The sequence below is a fragment of the Mesorhizobium sp. M2A.F.Ca.ET.046.03.2.1 genome, assembly GCF_003952425.1.
In the GTDB taxonomy this organism is placed as follows: domain Bacteria; phylum Pseudomonadota; class Alphaproteobacteria; order Rhizobiales; family Rhizobiaceae; genus Mesorhizobium.
The window spans coordinates 3,230,017-3,246,057 of the sequence record NZ_CP034449.1 but is presented as its reverse complement, the minus strand read 5'-3'; the positions used below and the strand labels follow the sequence as shown (position 1 = coordinate 3,246,057).

The window sequence follows — 16,041 nt, the reverse complement described above, 5'->3', positions numbered from 1 at the left end:
ACGCCGGCAATCCGGCGCGACGACTGCGATCGGTCGGGTCAGTTAAGTCGGCTGGTCAGCGCGCCGCAAACGCGCGCGGAGAAACGCGACGGCAGGCGCTTCCTGTCCTGCAGCACGAAACCCTTGTAGGCCGGATCGCTGAAAAGCTTTTCCATGGCGGCGTAGATAGCAATGTTTTGGCTTTTCGGCAATTGCGGCGGAACCTGTTCCTCGCCCCACGAAGTGGGGAGAGGTGGCCCGGCGAAGCCGGGACGGAGAGGGGCGTGCGGCGGTGCCTGGAGTTTTTAAAGCCTCCTACCGCCTCGAAGCCCCTCGGTCTTGCGCCTTGTCTTGCAGCGGCTCTTGTGTCGCGGAGGTCGCCCCCCTCTCCGTCCCGGCTTCGCCGGGCCACCTCTCCCCCGCCTTCGCGGGGGCGAGGAACTGGCGCCAGCCTATTCACATCACCTCGAACACAAAGGTCTTCACCAGCGCTGCCGGATCACCGATCGCATAGCAGCGGAACCACGGGCTCTGCTCCACCGGGCGCCATTTCTGCGCCTCCGTCAGTTCGTCGAACACGCCCTGGAATCCGCCGCTCTCGAACACCTGGTCGCGCACGGTGAAGATGGCGTGGCCGCCGGCCTTCGTGATGCGCACCAGCTCGTGCAGGCCGGAAGCCGGCGCGTGGCCGATGGTGAAGACGCCGGTCGAGAAGAAGGCGCGGAAATGCCGATCCGGCCAGGGCAGCGGGCCGCCGAGCATCGCCTTCTTCAGCTCGCCATAGGCCGGCTTGCCACCGGCCTGGCGGCTGCCGGCGATCTTCAGCATGTCATCGGAGAGGTCGAGGCCGGCGATGTCGCCATAGCCCAGCGCCTTCAGCGACGGCCCCGACAGTCCCGTGCCGCAGCCGGCGTCGAGCAGCGGACCTTCGCCCGCCGGCACATGCCGCGCCACCCAGGCGGTGATCAGGAACGGCAGAAGGTAACCCAGCGAAGCGGTCTCGCTGTCATAGGTCGCGGCCCAGTCGGCATAGGCGTTGGCGAGCCCCTCGGGCGAGTCAGCCGAATAGACGGAATCCAGCGCCGCATTGGCCTTGTCGAAATTCATGGGGCGTCTCCTCCGCAATGATGAGCGGAGGGATCGTAGCGCGGACTTTTGCTGCCGGCTATTCCCCGTGTTGCCGACGCAGCCGCTGCTCCAATGCCCGCAGCGCCAATGACAGGCCGACGGTCAGGATGAGGTAGATATAGGCGACGATCGAATAGGTTTCGAAGAATCGGAACGAGCCGGCGGCATAGACCTTGCCGATCTGAGTGATGTCGGCCACGCCGAGCACGGAGACCAAGGAAGAATCCTTGACCATGGCGACGAAATCGTTGCCGAGCGGCGGCAGGATCATGCGGATCGCCTGCGGAAACACGATCAGCCTGAAACGTTGCGCGCGGCTGAGCCCGAGTGCCTTGGCGGCTTCGATCTGGCCTTTCTCGACCGACTGGATGCCGGCGCGGAACACCTCCGAGATGAAGGCCGAGTAGCCGATGGTCAACGCCATGATGGCGCGCCAGAGCAGCGAGATATCGCGCACCAGGAGTTCGCCCATCAGGCCGGCGCTCTGCAGCGGCGCGGTCAGCGCATTCCAGGCGGCGACGAAGGCCGGCGCGCCGGCGAAGGCGATCCAGAACAACAGCACCAGGATCGGCACGCCGCGGATGATCTCGACATAGAAGCGCGCGATCTGCCGCAGCCACTGCGATCCCGACAGCGCCATCAGCGCGATACCAAGTCCGAGCGCGGAGGCAAGCGCGAAGGCGACCGCGGTGACGAAGATGGTGATGCCGATGCCCTTGGCAACGGTGGCGAAGACCTCGGCATAGAGATCGCTGGACGCGATGGCGAGGGCAGCGGCCAGTGCGAGGACGGCCGCGGCGGCCAGCCACCAGGGGAATTCGGGTTTGGAGGATAAGGCTGCGGGCGGCATCAGAAGGCGCCGGAAAGGAAGTCTCGAGAGGATGGCGCCCAGTCCCCCCTCTCTGCCCTGCCGGCCATCTCCCCCTCAAGGGGGGAGATTAGCAGTTTGAGCCGCTCCGCAGACTCTGCGACGTCGATAGTTGGCGAAAGCCGGCGCGACGTCCAATCTCCCCCCTTGAGGGGGGTGAGGAGAGGTCCGCGTAGCGGACGAAAAGCCAATTGCTTGGCTTTTCGAACGACGAACGCCCGGAGCGACAGCGAAGGGCCGGGCCCGGCAGGGCAGAGAGGGGGGACTGGGCGCAATGTCAGCGCGATTTCCTGCAAACTCACCGCGCGCAGCAAAACGAGCTACTGCCCCATCTTGTAATCGAGGAACCACTTCTTGTTGAGCTTGTCGAACGTGCCGTCGGCCTTGAGCGAGGCGATGGCGGCGTTGACCGGCTTCACAAGGTCCGAGCCCTTGGGGAAGATGAAGCCGAAATCCTCGGTGCCGAGCGGGCCGCCGATCAGCTTCAGCTTGCCTTCGGAAGCATCGACATAGCCCTTGCCGGCAGTGCCGTCGGTCAAGACGACATCGACGTCGCCCGCCTTCAGCGCCTGCACGGTCGCGCCGAAGGTCTCGAACAGCTTGATGCGCGGGTTCTGCTCGTTGCCGTCGAGCACGCTGTAGACGGCGGTGTAGAAGGGCGTGGTGCCGGGCTGGGCGCCGATCAAACCGTCCTTGAAGGCGCCGAAGCTCTTGGCGTCGGTGAAGCGGCTTTCATCGCCGCGCACCAGCATGAACTGCTCCGAGCGCATATAGGGGTCGGAGAAGTCGACCTTCTCCTTGCGGTCGTCCTTGATCGTGATGCCGGTCATGCCGATGTTGCACTGGTTGTCCGAAACCGCCTGGATCATCGCGTCCCAGGAGGTGTTCTGGTACTCGACCTTGAAGTTCAGCCGCTTGGCGATCTCGTCCATCGCGTCATATTCCCAGCCGATCTGCTTGCCGGTCTTCTTGTCGATGAACTGCAGCGGCGGATAGGCGTTTTCCGTCACCACCACGACCTTCTTGCCGCCGAGGTCGGGCAGATTGTCGGCGAGCGCGGCGACAGGCGCGAGAAGGCAGGCCACCATGGCGGCCAGCAGCAATTTCGACTTGGTCATGACAAATCTCCGAAGGTGCGACCGCGCTGCAATTTCGCGGCCTGAGAAAATCCGGCGCCGACTTTAGCTTGCCGCAAGCGCCATGCAAGCCGGTCCGCTGCGACGTCGCGCGCTATACGCAAATCCAATGCTCTTCGGAAACGGTTTTGTGGACGGCCTTTGCGGCGATCAGTCCTGATCGGCGGTGGCCTCACGCAGCCCGGCGACCAGCCGTGTCAGCGTGCCGTGCAGAGCCTTCAGCTCGGCCCGCTCCAACGGCATGCCGCAGCTTAGCCCTTCCTGCACGTCCTTCATCTTGGCCCGCAGCGCCTCGCCCTTCGCGGTCGGCTGGACCAGCACCCGCCGTTCGTCGGCGGCATCGCGCCGGCGCGTCACCAGCCCGCCTGCCTCCATGCGCTTGATCAGCGGCGTCAGCGTCGCCGAATCAAGCCCCAGCGCCGCGCCGAGCTCGCCGATCGTGCTCGGCGAATGCTGCCACAGCGCCAGCATCGCCAGATATTGCGGATAGGTGAGGCCGAGCGGGTCGAGCAGCGGCCGGTAGAGCTTGGTCATCAGCCCGCTCGCCGAATAAAGCGCAAAGCAGAGCTGCTGGTCGAGGCGCGGCACATCGATCACCCCGCCGTCCTGCGCCGGGGCTGGCTTGGTGATGGTTTCGGTTTTCGTCGTCATGCAGCCTTTGCCGAGAGAGCCACGTCGATATTGCCCCGAATGGCGTTGGAATAGGGGCAGACCTTGTGCGCTTCCGATACAAGCGCCTCTGCGCCCGCCTGATCAAGCCCCTTGATCTCGGCAGCCAGCGCGACGCCGAGGCGGAAGCCGCCCTGGTCGTTCGGATAAAGGCTGACCGTGGATGTAATCGAAGCGTCCTCGAGCGGCAGCTTCTGCTGGCGGGCGATGAAGCGCACCGCGCTCTCGAAGCAGGCCGCATAGCCGACGGCGAAAAGCTGCTCCGGATTGGTGGCGCCGCCCTTGCCGCCGAGCTCCTTCGGCATCGCGAGGTCGACCTTGAGCAGGCCGTCGCTGGTTTCGCCGTGACCGTTGCGGCCGCCGCTGACGTGAGCCTGGGCGGTGTAGAGTGCAGACATTTTTGATCTCCGTTGATTTGTACACGATTATTTAGTGTACAAGATAGTTAGGTGTCAAGGGCCACGATGTGTGCCCGTCTTCGATGTTCGGATGAATCGGTGGCAGGCCCTCAGCTTCGTCATCCACGGGCGGAGCGACGCGAAACGGAGCGAAGACCCGAGGATCCATTCCGTTACCTCAGCCACGGAGTGCAGCGGGGCAGAATTCTGCACCGTTGCGGAGCCTCGATGTCACGGAATGGATCCTCGGGTCTGCGCCGCGTCGCTTCGCTCCTTGCTCCGCCCGTGGATGACGAAGCTCACGCTTTTCAGCCCACCACCAAGGCATATAGGAACTGATCGGGGAGCCGGTAGGTTTGGGCTTTCCGCCAAACGAAAAAGGCGGCCGAAGCCGCCTTTCCAGAACCTGTTTCGCAAAGCCTTATTCGGCTGAAGCAGCCTCGGCGGCGGCCTTCTTCTCGGCGGCTTCCTTGGCGGCCGTCTCGGCGGCCAGCGCCTGGGCGGCGGCGACCTTCTCGGCCTCGATGCGGGCGCGCTCGGCGTTCAGCGCATCACGCTCTTCGTCGTTCAGCTTGCGGGCGCGCACGCCGGTGTTTTCCGAAATGCGGGCCGACTTGCCGCGACGGTCGCGCAGGTAATAGAGCTTGGCGCGGCGCACCTTGCCGCGGCGCACGATCTCGACGCCCTCGACCATCGGCGAGTAGACCGGGAAAACGCGCTCGACGCCTTCGCCGTAGGAAATCTTGCGGACGGTGAAATTCTCCTGGAAGCCCGAGCCGGAGCGGGCGATGACGACGCCCTCATAGGCCTGGACGCGGGTGCGGCTGCCTTCGGTGACGCGCACCTGGACGCGCACGGTGTCGCCCGGCTGGAATTCGGGCAGCTTGCGCTTGGCTTCGATTTTGGCGGCCTGTTCGGCCTCGAGCTGACGGATGAGATCCATCTCAAATATCCACTTCTTGTTCTTCCGACAGTCAGAGCGTCCTCAACTCGCCTTGCAGTTCCAACGACCGCTCGGCTATGCCCTTTGTCGGAACATCGGGCAGGGACGGCTACACCGCCATTTGTTGACGGGTCCAGAAGATCGTTCTTCCGGTTCGGGCGGCGACATACAGCTATTTCGGCGCTTTGTCACGTCCAAATGCATGTCGCCCAGAAGTGTGCGCGGTTCTGGGACGACGATATGCATCAAAAAAGGACTTTGAGGCATATTTTTTGCGCTGCTGGCACCATCTTATTGCCTCGTCCCGGGTTGCGCGAGCACGCCAAGCTTTCTAAGCCGGGAATGTGTATTCCCGGACCTTCCCTCCATGACGTTCTCCGATGCCGTCCTGCTCTTCCTCGCGGGCTTTGCCTCCGGCGCCGCCAATGCGGTCGCCGGCGGCGGCACTTTCCTCACCTTCGGCGCCATGACGCTGGTGGGCCTGCCGCCGATCGTCGCCAACGCCACCTCATCGGTGACGCAGCTGCCGGGCTACATCACCTCGACGCTCGCCTATTGGACCGATATCCGCTACTTCTGGCGCGGCGCGCTGCTGCTTTGCCTGATCTCGGCGCTCGGCGCGCTGGCCGGCTCGCTGATCCTGCTCGCGCTCTCCAACCCGTCCTTCCGCGCCCTTGTGCCCTGGCTGCTCATCGCCGCGACCGCGCTGTTCGCCGCCGGGCCGTGGCTGAAGCCGGCGGCCGGCCCGGAGCATCAGGCCTCGGTCGGCTCGTTCGCCGGTTCGATCGCGCAATTCGCGACCGCGGTCTATGGCGGCTTCTTCGGCGCCGGCATGGGGGTGATGATGCTCGCCACGCTCGGCCTGACGCAAGCCGGCGACTACCACCGGCTCAACGCGCTGAAGAACATGCTGTCCATCGTGATCGCGGTTGTCGCCATCCTGGTCTTCGTTTCCGGGGGCGTCGTCGCCTGGCCGCAGGCGATCGTCATGATCCCGGGCGTGGCGCTCGGCGGCTATGCCGGCGTGTGGATCGCCAAGCGCGTGCCGCAAGGCCTGGTGCGCGGCTTCGTCGTAGGGGTCGGCCTGCTCCTGGCTTTCTATTACTTTACCAAAAGCTGAGAACTATGATCCCGAACCGCGGGACCGCGTAAGCGAAAAGTGGGTACCGGTTTCGGCGCAAGCCTTGGAGATCGGCTGGAAACGCCCGTTGCGATCGTCATCCACGGGCGGAGCAAGGAGCGAAGCGACGCGCGCAGACCCGAGGATCCATTCCGTGACGTCGAAGCGCTGCTCACGATGCAGAATTCTGCTCCGCCGCGTTCCACGGCTCAGGTCACGGAATGGATCCTCGGGTCTCCGCGACGCCGCTTCGCGGCTGCTCCGCCCGGGGATGACGAAGTTGGGAGGCTTCAGCCAATCTCCAGTGTTTGTGCTGACGCCACGGAAATGGTTCGCCGGTTCCGTGAAACGGTGAACCGCTTTAGCGGGGTGGATCGTCCGCCAGGAGGTCAGGCCGCCGCTCCCGCGTTAGCTTCACCGCCTCCGCGCGCCGCCATTCGGCGATCTTCCTGTGGTTGCCCGAAATCAGCACGTCCGGGATCGGCCGGCCCTCGAACTCCTGCGGCCGCGTATAGTGCGGATGCTCGAGCAGGCCGTTCTCCAAGCTCTCTTCCTCGCCCGAGACGGCATTGCCCATGACGCCGGGCAGCAGCCGCACCACGGCGTCGAGCAGCACCAGGGCGGCCGGCTCGCCGCCGGACAGGATGAAATCGCCGATCGAAATCTCCTCCAAACCCCGCGCTTCGATCAGGCGCTGGTCGACGCCTTCGAAGCGGCCGCACAGGATCACAGCGCCCGGTCCGGCGGCAAGCTCGCGCACGCGTGCCTGGGTCAGCGGTATTCCGCGCGGGCTCATCAGCAGCCTTGGACGCTCATCGCCCAGCGGCGAGGCGTGGTCGATCGCCTTCGCCAGCACGTCGGCGCGCATCACCATGCCGGCGCCGCCGCCGGCCGGCGTATCGTCGACCGTGCGGTGCCTGTCGGTGGCGAAATCGCGGATCTGGACCGCCTCCAGCGACCATGTGCCGGCTTCCAGCGCCCGTCCCGCGAGCGACAGGCCGAGCGCGCCGGGAAACATCTCCGGATAGAGCGTGAGCACCGAAGCGGCAAAGCTCAACGGTTGCCTCCGGCATCCTTCGGTCCGCGCGGCCGGCCCTTCGGGTCGAAGCCGGACCGGCCAGGCGCTTCACTGTCGTCCTCATCTTCGACAAGGCCAGCGGCCAGCGGATCGACCTCGACGAAACCGTCGGCGATCGAGACATGCGGCACCGCGGCCTGCGTGAACGGGATCAGCACGCCCTTGCGGCCGGCAAGGGTGACATCGAGGATGTCGCCGCCGCCGAAATTATGCACGGCGACGACCTTGCCGATGACGCCGGTATCGTCCCTGACATCGAGCCCGACAAGATCGGCGTGATAGAACTCGTCCTCCTCGCCGTCGTCGGGCAGCACCGAACGGTCGACGAAAAGCTCTATACCGGCCAATGCCTCGGCGGCGTTGCGGTCGTTGACGCCCTTGAAGCGCACCACCACTACGGTCCCGGCAGGCCTGATGTCGGTGATCTGGAAGGCACGACCGTCCTTGGCGAAGAGCGGGCCGTAATCGGCCAGCGCCAGCGGGTCGCCGGTGAAGGTTTTCACCCTGAGTTCGCCCTTGATGCCGTGCGCGGCACCGATGACGGCCATCTGTACGGGGTTTTCGAGCTTCGACATGGCGGCACTTCCTTTGCCTTGCTCTAGCCCCCTGACGCCATCATTTCAATGACGGCCTCTTCACCGCTTCCTAACCTCGACACCCGACAATGGCGCCATGCAGGAATTCCTCATCCCGGCAAAACCCGATCTCCAGGCGGCGCGCGAGACCTGGCTGAAGACACTGGCGCATGAGCGCCGGCTGTCGCCGGAGACGGTCGAGGCCTATGAACGCGACACGCGCCAGTTCCTGCATTTCCTGACCGGACATCGCGGCGGCCCGCCCGGCATTTCCGACATCGCCGACCTGCGTCCCGCCGATCTGCGCGGCTTCCTCGCCAAGCGCCGCAATGACGGCGCCGGCGCCCGCACGCTGGGGCGCGGCCTTGCCGGCATCCGCTCCCTGCTGCGCTTTCTCGAAAAACGCGGCCTCGTCAACGCTGCGGGTGCCATCGCTCTGCGCGCGCCGCGCCAGCCGAAATCGCTGCCCAAGCCGCTGGCGGCAAGCGACGCCAGAAAGGTCGTGTCGATGGAAGGCCAGCTCGCGGAAGAACCCTGGATCGCCGCCCGCAATGCCGCCGTGCTGACGCTGCTCTATGGCTCCGGCCTGCGCATTTCGGAAGCGCTGGGGTTGACCGGCGCCGATCTGGCGACGGAAGCCGACACCGTGCTGCGCGTCACCGGCAAGGGCGGCAAGACGCGGCTGGTGCCGGTGCTGCCGGTGGCCCGCGATGCGGTGGCGGAATACCGCCGGCTCTGCCCCTTCCACATCGGTCCCGACGGCCTTTTGTTCCGCGGCGCCCGCGGCGGCCCGCTCAACCCGGCCATCATCCAGCGCGAGATGGCGAAGCTGCGCTCGGCGCTGAACCTGCCCGACACCGCGACGCCGCATGCCCTGCGCCACTCCTTCGCCACTCACCTGCTCGGCCGCGGCGGCGACCTGCGCACGATCCAGGAGCTGCTCGGCCACGCCAGCCTGTCGACGACCCAGATCTACACCGGCGTCGACACCGCGAGGCTGCTCGACATCTACGAGAAGGCGCATCCCCGCGCCTGAGCCCCCTGACTTCGTCATCCACGGGCGGAGCGACGCGAAGCGGAGCGCAGACCCGAGGATCCATGCCGTGACGTCGAAACTGGGGCTCAGCGGAGCAGAATTCTGCACCGTCGCAACGCGTTGAGGTCACGGAATGGATCCTCGGGTCTGCGCGCGTCGCTTCGCTCCTTGCTCCGCCCGTGGATGACGACCCGATGGACGTTTCCGCTAACCACCAAGGGCATTCCATCCGACAACGCACCTCGAACAATTTCACCGCGCCGATTAACCGTTTTGCCGCTTTTCAGCGCTAAGACCCTTCCCATGAAACGCGTCATCGCCATTGCCGACCGCGCGGCCCTTGTCTCGTTGAAGCTGCTTGCGGCGCTCAACCTGCTGTTTTTCCTGTCTTTCATCTTCGTTCTGCTGCTCGCAAGCCGGGCGCATGCAGAGGCGCCGAATTGCGCCGGCACCGATCTCTTGACCGCGCTGGAGAAGAGCGATCCAGCCGCCTTCAAGAAGGTCGAGACCGAAGCGGCAGCCGTTCCGAACGGCAAGGGCCTGTTGTGGAAGCTGGAGAAGCCGGGCGAGAAACCGTCCTATCTGTTCGGCACCATGCACATGACCGACACGCGCGTCACCACGTTGCCGGCCGCCGCGCAGAAAGCCTATGACGGCGCCGGCACCGTCATCATCGAAACCACCGATGCCATGGACAGGGCCAAGATGATGGCCGCAATGGCCAGCGAACCCGGCCTGATGATGTTCACCGACAACACCACCTTGTCGTCGCTGCTGTCGCCGGACGATGCGGCGGCGCTGAACAAGGGGCTCGACGCCCGCGGCATCCCGCCGGCGACGGTCGCCAAGATGAAGCCGTGGATCCTGTCGGCGATGATGGCGCTGCCGGCCTGCGAGGTGGCGCGCCAGTCCGCCGGCGAACCCGTGCTGGACGTCAAGCTAGCTTCGGACGCCAAGGCCTCGGGCAAGGACGTCGAAGGGCTCGAGACCGCCGTTGGCCAGCTGCGCGCGATGGCTTCGCTGCCGCTGGAATTCCACATGAAGAGCCTGGTCGAGACGATGAAGCTCGGCGACAAGGTGAACGACGTCAACGAAACGATGATCGTGCTCTACCAGCGCGGCGAGGTCGGCATGTTCTGGCCGCTGTTCAAGGCGGTGCTGCCCGAGACCGCCGATGACCAGGCCGGCTATGCCGCCTTCGAGCAGACCATGATCACCAGCCGCAACAAGGTGATGGCCGCGAATGCGATGCCGATTCTGGCCAAGGGCAACGTCTTCATGGCCGTCGGCGCCATGCATCTGCCCGGCCCGGAAGGACTGGTCGAGGATTTTCGCAAGGCAGGGTATAGTGTTACCGCCGTCAACTGAGTCGTCTGGCGGCTGGCGGACCTGAAAACGCCGGTTTTTCAGCGCTTTCCGTCCGTTTGCGTGAAACCCGATGCGGGATCAACGCGTTGATGGCTGTTATTTTGATGACTTTCATCCAAGGAGGACACGTTTCATGGCGAACCCTAACGACCCCTTCACCCCTTCGAGCCCGCCTCCCAGGTCCGGTGGCGGCGGCAGCGGGTGGCTGATCGCCCTTGTTGTCATTATCCTGGCCATTGTTGCGTATTATGTCTTTGGCAGAAGCGGCGGCGAGCAAGCCCCGGCCCCGGCTGAGCCGCCGGCCGCCAGCACGCCGGCCCCCGCGCCTGCGACGCCTGCTCCGGCTCCAGAGCCGGCACCCGCGCCAGCCCCGGCTCCTGCACCCGCCCCGGCCCCTGCGCCAGCGCCAGCGCCGGCACCAGCTCAGTAATCAGGCTGCAGCTTGAAAACGAACGGCCCGCCGAAAGGCGGGCCGCTTGTTTATGTCGCTGTCTCCAGCTTCGGAAAATGCTCAAGTAGCACTCCGCAGAGATCTTGGCCGGTCGGCTCCGTTTGCATTGGCAGGTGGCATGCCTTGGAGATTGGCCGAAACGCCCATCGCGATCGTCATTCCAGTCTAATCATCCGACATGGGACTGGCCGGCCAGGGCAGCCGATGGCGCAGCTCTTCGACCAGGACCCGCTCATTCTCCGAATAGTCGATCGGAACGACGACGAGATTGACGCCGCCCGCGGCGAAGGCCTGCTCAAGGGCCGGTCTCAGCTCGGCAATGGCGCCTACCCTGGTGCCCTTGGCGCCATAGGCTTCGGCATAGCGGACGAAATCGGGATTCGCGAAGGTCATGCCGAAATCGGGAAAGTCGTCGACCGCCTGCTTCCAGCGGATCATGCCGTAGGCATGGTCCTCAATGATCAGGACCACGAGGTTGAGCTTCAGCCTGACGGCGGTTTCCAGCTCCTGGCTGTTCATCATGAAGCCACCATCGCCGCAAATCGCCATGACGCGGCGTTCTGGAAAAAGCATCGCCGCCATCATCGCCGACGGCAGGCCGGCACCCATCGTGGCCAACGCATTGTCGAGCAGCAGCGTGTTGGCGACGCGCGTGCGGTAGTTGCGCGCGAACCAGATCTTGTACATGCCGTTGTCGAGCGCCAGGATGCCGTCGGCCGGCATCACCGCGCGCACGTCGTGCACCAGGCGCTGCGGCGTGAAGCGGTCCTCGCTGTCGCGCGCCGCGATGCGGTTCAATATCCCCTCGCGCAGCGGCAGCAGTGCCTGTGCGTTGGGAATGTTGCCTTCCAGGCGGTCGGCCAGCAGCCTGAGCGACGCGCCGATATCGCCGATCACCTCGGTTTGCGGGAAATAGACCTGCTCGACAGTGGCCGGCTGGTAGCCGACATGAATGACCTTGGGACCGTCGGCGCCCATGATGAAGGGTGGCTTCTCGACCGTGTCGTGGCCGATCGTGATGATGAGATCCGCCCGCTCGATCGCCTCATGCACATAGTCGCGCTCGGACAGGGCGGCTGTGCCCATATAGAGCTCGGTCCCACCCGGCACCGTGCCCTTGCCCATCTGGGTGGTGAAATAGGGAATGCCGGTCCGCAGGACGAACTGGGCGAGGTCCGAGGTCGAGCGCGGCCGCGAGGCGGCGGCGCCCATCATCGCCAGCGGCCGCTCGGCCTCGATGATCATACGCGCGGCGCGGTCGAGCGCAAGCGGGCTCGCCAGCGGCAGCTCGACCGGGTGCGGCGGAATCGGTGCCACCGCGTCGCATTCCTCGGCGGCGATGTCTTCCGGCAGCTCCAGATGCACCGGTCCCGGCCGCTCCTCGCCGGCCACCCGGAAAGCCTCGCGCACCACGCCCGGGATCATCCTGGGCGAAACGATCTGACGCGAAAGCTTGGTCAGGGGTTTCATCGCCGCGACGACGTCGACGATCTGGAACCGGGCCTGCCTGGACGACCTGACGCCCTTTTGTCCGGTGATCATGACCATCGGCATGGCCCCGAGCAGCGCGTAGGCCGCGCCTGTGGTCAGGTTCAAGGCGCCCGGGCCAAGCGTGGTGATGCAGACGCCGGGCCTGCCGGTGAGCCGGCCGTGGGTGGCGGCCATGAACGCGGCCGCTTGCTCATGGCGGGTCAGGATAAGCTCGATCGAGGATTTGCGAATGGATTCGACGACGTCGAGGTTCTCTTCGCCCGGTATGCCGAAGATGCGGTCCACGCCTTCATTCTCGAGGGCGGCAACAAGCAGATCGGAGCCTTTGGACACGAGGTATCTCCTGGAGCGTTTCACCGTTTCATAGAAACGGCGAACCGCTCTATCTCTTTGTTTTTACGCAATTCCGGACGGAATACCGCTCACACTTTTCCTGGAATTGCTCAAGCGAACCTTGCGAGACGAGCCATGCCGAACGCTGACGCGCATCGCGCTTCGGTTCGGGATCTAGATATGAATAGGCTTGAAGAAGGTCGCCAGCGCCGCTTCCTTCACCGCTTCCGACATCGTCGGATGCGCGTGGCAGGTGCGGGCGAGGTCCTCCGACGAGCCGCCGAACTCCATCAGCACCGCCGCCTCGTGGATCATCTCGCCGGCGCCGAAGCCGACGATATGGACACCGAGCACGCGCTCGCTCACCTTGTCGGCCAGGATCTTGACGAAGCCGTCGGTGTGCAGCATGGCGCGCGCGCGGCCATTGGCGCTGAACGGGAATTTGCCGGCCTTGTAGTCGATGCCGGCCTTCTTCAGCTCCTCCTCGGTCTTGCCGACGGAGGCGATCTCCGGACTGGTGTAGACGACGCTTGGGATGACGTCGTAGTTCACATGCCCGGCCTGGCCGGCGATGGTCTCGGCGACGGCGACGCCCTCGTCCTCGGCCTTGTGCGCCAGCATCGGTCCGGCGATGACGTCGCCGATGGCATAGATGCCGGGCACGTTGGTCCTGAGATGCGCGTCGGTCTTGACCCTGCCGCGCTCGTCTAGCTCGACGCCGGCCTCCTGCAGCCCGAGGCTGTCGGCATAGGGCCGGCGTCCGGTGGCGACCAGCACCACATCCGCCTCGATCGTCTCAGTGGCACCGCCCTTGACCGGCTCGAAGGTCACGGTCGCGCCCTTCTTGGCCTTGGCCACACCCGTGACCTTGGCGCCGAGCTTGAACTCGAAGCCCTGCTTGGTGAGCAGCCGCTGGAACTGCTTCGATACCTCACCGTCCATACCGCCCAGGATGTTGTCCAGGAACTCGACCACCGTGACCTTGGCGCCGAGCCTTGCCCACACCGAGCCGAGCTCCAGCCCGATGACACCGCCGCCGACCACCACGAGACGCTCCGGCACCTTGGCCAGCGACAGCGCGCCGGTAGAGGACACGATCACCTTCTCGTCGAAATCGACCTTGACGCCCGGAATGCCGGCGACATCCGAGCCTGTGGCGATGACGACATTCCGGGTCTCGATCTCCTCGACCTTGCCGTCCTCGCCGGTCACCGAAACCTTGCCGGCCGAAATCACCTTGCCGGTGCCGCGGAAGCTATCGATCTTGTTCTTCTTGAACAGGAAGGCTACGCCGTTGACGTTTGACGCCACCGTCGTGTCCTTATGCGCCATCATCTTCTTCAGATTGAGCTTCGGTGCCGGTATCTCGACGCCCAGCGTATCGAAGGCATGGCCAGCCTCGGCGAACATCTCGGAGGCGTGGAGCAGCGCCTTCGACGGGATGCAGCCGATGTTGAGGCAGGTGCCGCCGAAGGTGGCGTTCTTCTCGACCACCGCCGTCTTCAGCCCGAGCTGCGCCGCCTTGATGGCACAGACATAGCCGCCCGGTCCCGATCCGATGATTACGACGTCATAAGCCATGGTCTTGTCCTTTGCTTTGGCGCCTATCGGCCGCCGCTCACATTGAGGATCGCGCCCGTTGTATAGGAGGCCGCGTCCGACAGAAGATAGAGAACCGCGCTGGCGACTTCGTCCGCCGTGCCGGCGCGTCTCATCGGCAGCATATCCTGCATCCGCGCCACGCGGTCCGGCTGGCCGCCGGAAGCATGGATTTCGGTCTCGGTGATTCCGGGGCTGACCGCATTGACGCGGACACCTTCCAGCGCGACTTCACGCGCGAGCCCCATGGTCATGGTGTCGATCGCGCCCTTGGAGGCGGCGTAGTCGACATATTCGCCGGGCGAGCCCAGCCGGGCGGCAGCGGAGGAGATGTTGACGATGGCGCCACCCTTGCCGCCATGCCGCGTCGACATGCGCTTCACCGCCTCGCGGGCGCACAGGAACGAGCCGACGACGTTGATGCGCATCATGCGCTCCAGCCGCTCGACACTCATCTCGTCGACCCGCGCCTTGACGTCGACGATGCCGGCATTGTTGACGAAAGCGTCGAGCCGGCCGAAGGCCCGGTCCATCGCTTCGAACATCCCGATGACATCGGCTTCGTTGCCGACATCGCCCTTCACTGCGAAGGCATCTCCACCCGCGGCCCTGAGCTCGGCGACCAGCGCGTCCACCGCGACCTGGTTGGAGACGTAGTTGACCGCCACGCGATAACCGGCCCGGTTCGCCTGCCGGCAGATGGCCGCGCCGATGCCGCGGCTGCCACCGGTGACCAGCAGCGTCTTTTTCTCGGCACTCATTCCTGGCAGCCTTTCAGCACGAAGATGTCCCACGGCACCTTGGAGAAGCCGGCGGGGCCATAGGCGGCCGACATTTCGAGCGACGGCCCGAGATCGGGGAAGATCAGGGTCTTCGGCGCGTCGACGCCCTCCGCCGGCAGCAGGCCGACGCCGCCCTTCTCGTCGGCGCTGTAGATGACGCCTTCCCACACGGTGCAGGCGGCGAGCTCCTCGCCAGTGACGTCGCCCGTCGGGCATTTGTACATAAGCGAACCATGCGGCCGCGCGGCCGATCCCTCGGTCCACATCGCGATGCCGTCGAGCACGACATTGTTGTCGAGGATCATGCGGAAGGCATTGGTGATCGTCGCCGAGCTGCCAGCCGGGGTGAAATCGATCTCGGCGCCGCTCTGCGCTTCGCCATAGACGGCGAGCTGGATCGGGCAGGCGGCCTGGGCGGCGGACGGAACCATCATCAGGCCTGCCACTATTGACGCGGTCGAAAGACTTTCGGTCAAGAGGGAGCGGATCCTCATTGCTATCCGCCCTGAACAGCTTGATCGAGGATAACAATCGTCGTAAGAAAATAGTCTATCTCAAACGCAACACTGTTCTTCCCGCCGACCGGTATTGCGTTTACCTCATACTTGAGGGTCAGGACGCGAGAACTCTCCGCCAGCTTAATATAGACGTCGCGCTCGCTGCCGCCACCGATTGCCCATTTGAAGTCGCCCTCGTTCAGGAACTGCAATGCCTTGGGCAAGGTATGTATGGCTATCGGGCTGGTGCCTGCGAACGTCACGGGATGCCGGCCCACATCGACGTTGAGATCGCCGTACCAAGTCGCCATCATTCCACCGGGCTGCAATCTCCCGAAGACGGGCTCGACGCTAATCGATCTCAGACGAAAATCGGGGCTGAAGAAAAACTCGCAATTGCGACCAAAGATGCACCAGGCCGACTCGGTGTCCTCGTGGCGATAGTGATTGTCCGCCCGCACATACTCCGGATCGATCAAGCCTCGGACCGTTTCACGGCTGCTTTTGCCGAGTTCGACAGGTCCTGCTCGGCCTGTCATCACAAGCTCGAACAGATCGATCGGCTCGACCGTTTCAGCCACAGCGCCAAA

General features: G+C 64.8%; 17 protein-coding genes. 3 read left to right on the top strand and 14 right to left on the bottom strand.

Annotated elements, in window-relative coordinates:
- Positions 1-38 precede the first annotated feature (38 nt).
- The 7 genes from EJ072_RS15595 to rplS all read right to left on the bottom strand — a co-directional run bounded on the left by EJ072_RS15595 (position 39) and on the right by rplS (position 5,121).
- Positions 39-191, bottom strand: a complete 153-nt coding sequence (locus EJ072_RS15595; RefSeq protein WP_189341599.1) for a hypothetical protein — start codon at positions 189-191, stop codon at positions 39-41.
- Between the two features lie 244 nt (positions 192-435).
- On the bottom strand, positions 436-1,086 hold the full coding sequence (locus tag EJ072_RS15590; RefSeq protein WP_126080471.1) for a methyltransferase domain-containing protein: 651 nt from the start codon (positions 1,084-1,086) through the stop codon (positions 436-438).
- A gap of 58 nt (positions 1,087-1,144) precedes the next feature.
- Positions 1,145-1,957, bottom strand: coding sequence for an amino acid ABC transporter permease (locus EJ072_RS15585; RefSeq protein ID WP_126080470.1), 813 nt, complete (start codon positions 1,955-1,957; stop codon positions 1,145-1,147).
- A gap of 338 nt (positions 1,958-2,295) precedes the next feature.
- The gene (locus EJ072_RS15575) at positions 2,296-3,093 is read right to left on the bottom strand and encodes a transporter substrate-binding domain-containing protein (protein ID WP_126080469.1); all 798 of its coding nucleotides are present in this window, start codon (positions 3,091-3,093) and stop codon (positions 2,296-2,298) included.
- Positions 3,094-3,261: 168 nt separating this feature from the next.
- A complete protein-coding gene (locus EJ072_RS15570; RefSeq protein WP_126080468.1) occupies positions 3,262-3,762 on the bottom strand; it encodes a MarR family winged helix-turn-helix transcriptional regulator in 501 nt (166 codons plus the stop codon).
- Positions 3,759-4,178 carry an organic hydroperoxide resistance protein gene (locus EJ072_RS15565; protein WP_126080467.1) on the bottom strand — a complete coding sequence of 140 codons (420 nt, stop codon included), beginning with the start codon at positions 4,176-4,178 and terminating at the stop codon, positions 3,759-3,761. Before EJ072_RS15565 ends, EJ072_RS15570 begins: the two co-directional genes overlap by 4 nt.
- A 421-nt stretch (positions 4,179-4,599) precedes the next feature.
- Positions 4,600-5,121, bottom strand: coding sequence for a 50S ribosomal protein L19 (gene rplS / locus EJ072_RS15560; RefSeq protein ID WP_042645484.1), 522 nt, complete (start codon positions 5,119-5,121; stop codon positions 4,600-4,602).
- A gap of 367 nt (positions 5,122-5,488) precedes the next feature.
- On the opposite strand from rplS, the gene EJ072_RS15555 reads away from it, so the two are divergent.
- Positions 5,489-6,241: a sulfite exporter TauE/SafE family protein gene (locus EJ072_RS15555; protein WP_126080466.1), complete on the top strand. Its 753-nt coding sequence runs from the start codon at positions 5,489-5,491 to the stop codon at positions 6,239-6,241.
- A gap of 361 nt (positions 6,242-6,602) precedes the next feature.
- Here EJ072_RS15555 and trmD read toward each other — a convergent pair whose 3' ends face one another.
- Together trmD and rimM are read right to left on the bottom strand one after the other, a co-directional pair.
- Complete coding sequence (trmD, locus tag EJ072_RS15550; protein ID WP_126080465.1) at positions 6,603-7,298, bottom strand: tRNA (guanosine(37)-N1)-methyltransferase TrmD; 696 nt, start codon at positions 7,296-7,298, stop codon at positions 6,603-6,605.
- Positions 7,295-7,894: a ribosome maturation factor RimM gene (gene rimM / locus EJ072_RS15545; protein ID WP_126080464.1), complete on the bottom strand. Its 600-nt coding sequence runs from the start codon at positions 7,892-7,894 to the stop codon at positions 7,295-7,297. Before rimM ends, trmD begins: the two co-directional genes overlap by 4 nt.
- 97 nt (positions 7,895-7,991) lie before the next feature.
- Here rimM and EJ072_RS15540 point away from each other — a divergent pair, with 97 nt between their 5' ends.
- Entirely contained in the window at positions 7,992-8,930 is a 939-nt protein-coding gene (locus tag EJ072_RS15540) for a tyrosine recombinase XerC (protein WP_126080463.1), read from the top strand.
- A 303-nt stretch (positions 8,931-9,233) separates the two neighbouring features.
- Positions 9,234-10,298, top strand: coding sequence for a TraB/GumN family protein (locus EJ072_RS15535; RefSeq protein ID WP_126080462.1), 1,065 nt, complete (start codon positions 9,234-9,236; stop codon positions 10,296-10,298).
- A 616-nt stretch (positions 10,299-10,914) separates the two neighbouring features.
- On the opposite strand, the gene EJ072_RS15525 is transcribed toward EJ072_RS15535, so the two are convergent.
- From EJ072_RS15525 to EJ072_RS15505, 5 genes are all read right to left on the bottom strand, one after another.
- The gene (locus tag EJ072_RS15525) at positions 10,915-12,573 is read right to left on the bottom strand and encodes an acetolactate synthase large subunit (protein WP_126080460.1); all 1,659 of its coding nucleotides are present in this window, start codon (positions 12,571-12,573) and stop codon (positions 10,915-10,917) included.
- 174 nt (positions 12,574-12,747) lie between these two features.
- Positions 12,748-14,154, bottom strand: a complete 1,407-nt coding sequence (gene lpdA / locus EJ072_RS15520; protein ID WP_126080459.1) for a dihydrolipoyl dehydrogenase — start codon at positions 14,152-14,154, stop codon at positions 12,748-12,750.
- A 23-nt stretch (positions 14,155-14,177) separates the two neighbouring features.
- Positions 14,178-14,933 (bottom strand): SDR family oxidoreductase, encoded by a 756-nt coding sequence (locus tag EJ072_RS15515; RefSeq protein ID WP_126080458.1) that lies wholly within the window; start codon positions 14,931-14,933, stop codon positions 14,178-14,180.
- A complete protein-coding gene (locus EJ072_RS15510; protein ID WP_245467319.1) occupies positions 14,930-15,388 on the bottom strand; it encodes a hypothetical protein in 459 nt (152 codons plus the stop codon). The genes EJ072_RS15515 and EJ072_RS15510 overlap by 4 nt, the downstream gene beginning before the upstream one ends.
- A gap of 62 nt (positions 15,389-15,450) precedes the next feature.
- Positions 15,451-16,032, bottom strand: coding sequence for a hypothetical protein (locus EJ072_RS15505; protein ID WP_126080456.1), 582 nt, complete (start codon positions 16,030-16,032; stop codon positions 15,451-15,453).
- Positions 16,033-16,041 lie beyond the last annotated feature (9 nt).

Excerpts from the sequence above, each read along its gene's own strand:
- EJ072_RS15590 (WP_126080471.1), bottom strand. The coding sequence starts at position 1,086 with ATGAATTTCGACAAGGCCAATGCGGCGCTGGATTCCGTCTATTCGGCT.
- EJ072_RS15585 (WP_126080470.1), bottom strand. The coding sequence starts at position 1,957 with ATGCCGCCCGCAGCCTTATCCTCCAAACCCGAATTCCCCTGGTGGCTG.
- EJ072_RS15575 (WP_126080469.1), bottom strand. The coding sequence starts at position 3,093 with ATGACCAAGTCGAAATTGCTGCTGGCCGCCATGGTGGCCTGCCTTCTC.
- EJ072_RS15570 (WP_126080468.1), bottom strand. The coding sequence starts at position 3,762 with ATGACGACGAAAACCGAAACCATCACCAAGCCAGCCCCGGCGCAGGAC.
- EJ072_RS15565 (WP_126080467.1), bottom strand. The coding sequence starts at position 4,178 with ATGTCTGCACTCTACACCGCCCAGGCTCACGTCAGCGGCGGCCGCAAC.
- rplS (WP_042645484.1), bottom strand. The coding sequence starts at position 5,121 with ATGGATCTCATCCGTCAGCTCGAGGCCGAACAGGCCGCCAAAATCGAA.
- EJ072_RS15555 (WP_126080466.1), top strand. The coding sequence starts at position 5,489 with ATGACGTTCTCCGATGCCGTCCTGCTCTTCCTCGCGGGCTTTGCCTCC.
- rimM (WP_126080464.1), bottom strand. The coding sequence starts at position 7,894 with ATGTCGAAGCTCGAAAACCCCGTACAGATGGCCGTCATCGGTGCCGCG.
- EJ072_RS15540 (WP_126080463.1), top strand. The coding sequence starts at position 7,992 with ATGCAGGAATTCCTCATCCCGGCAAAACCCGATCTCCAGGCGGCGCGC.
- EJ072_RS15535 (WP_126080462.1), top strand. The coding sequence starts at position 9,234 with ATGAAACGCGTCATCGCCATTGCCGACCGCGCGGCCCTTGTCTCGTTG.
- lpdA (WP_126080459.1), bottom strand. The coding sequence starts at position 14,154 with ATGGCTTATGACGTCGTAATCATCGGATCGGGACCGGGCGGCTATGTC.
- EJ072_RS15515 (WP_126080458.1), bottom strand. The coding sequence starts at position 14,933 with ATGAGTGCCGAGAAAAAGACGCTGCTGGTCACCGGTGGCAGCCGCGGC.
- EJ072_RS15510 (WP_245467319.1), bottom strand. The coding sequence starts at position 15,388 with ATGATGGTTCCGTCCGCCGCCCAGGCCGCCTGCCCGATCCAGCTCGCC.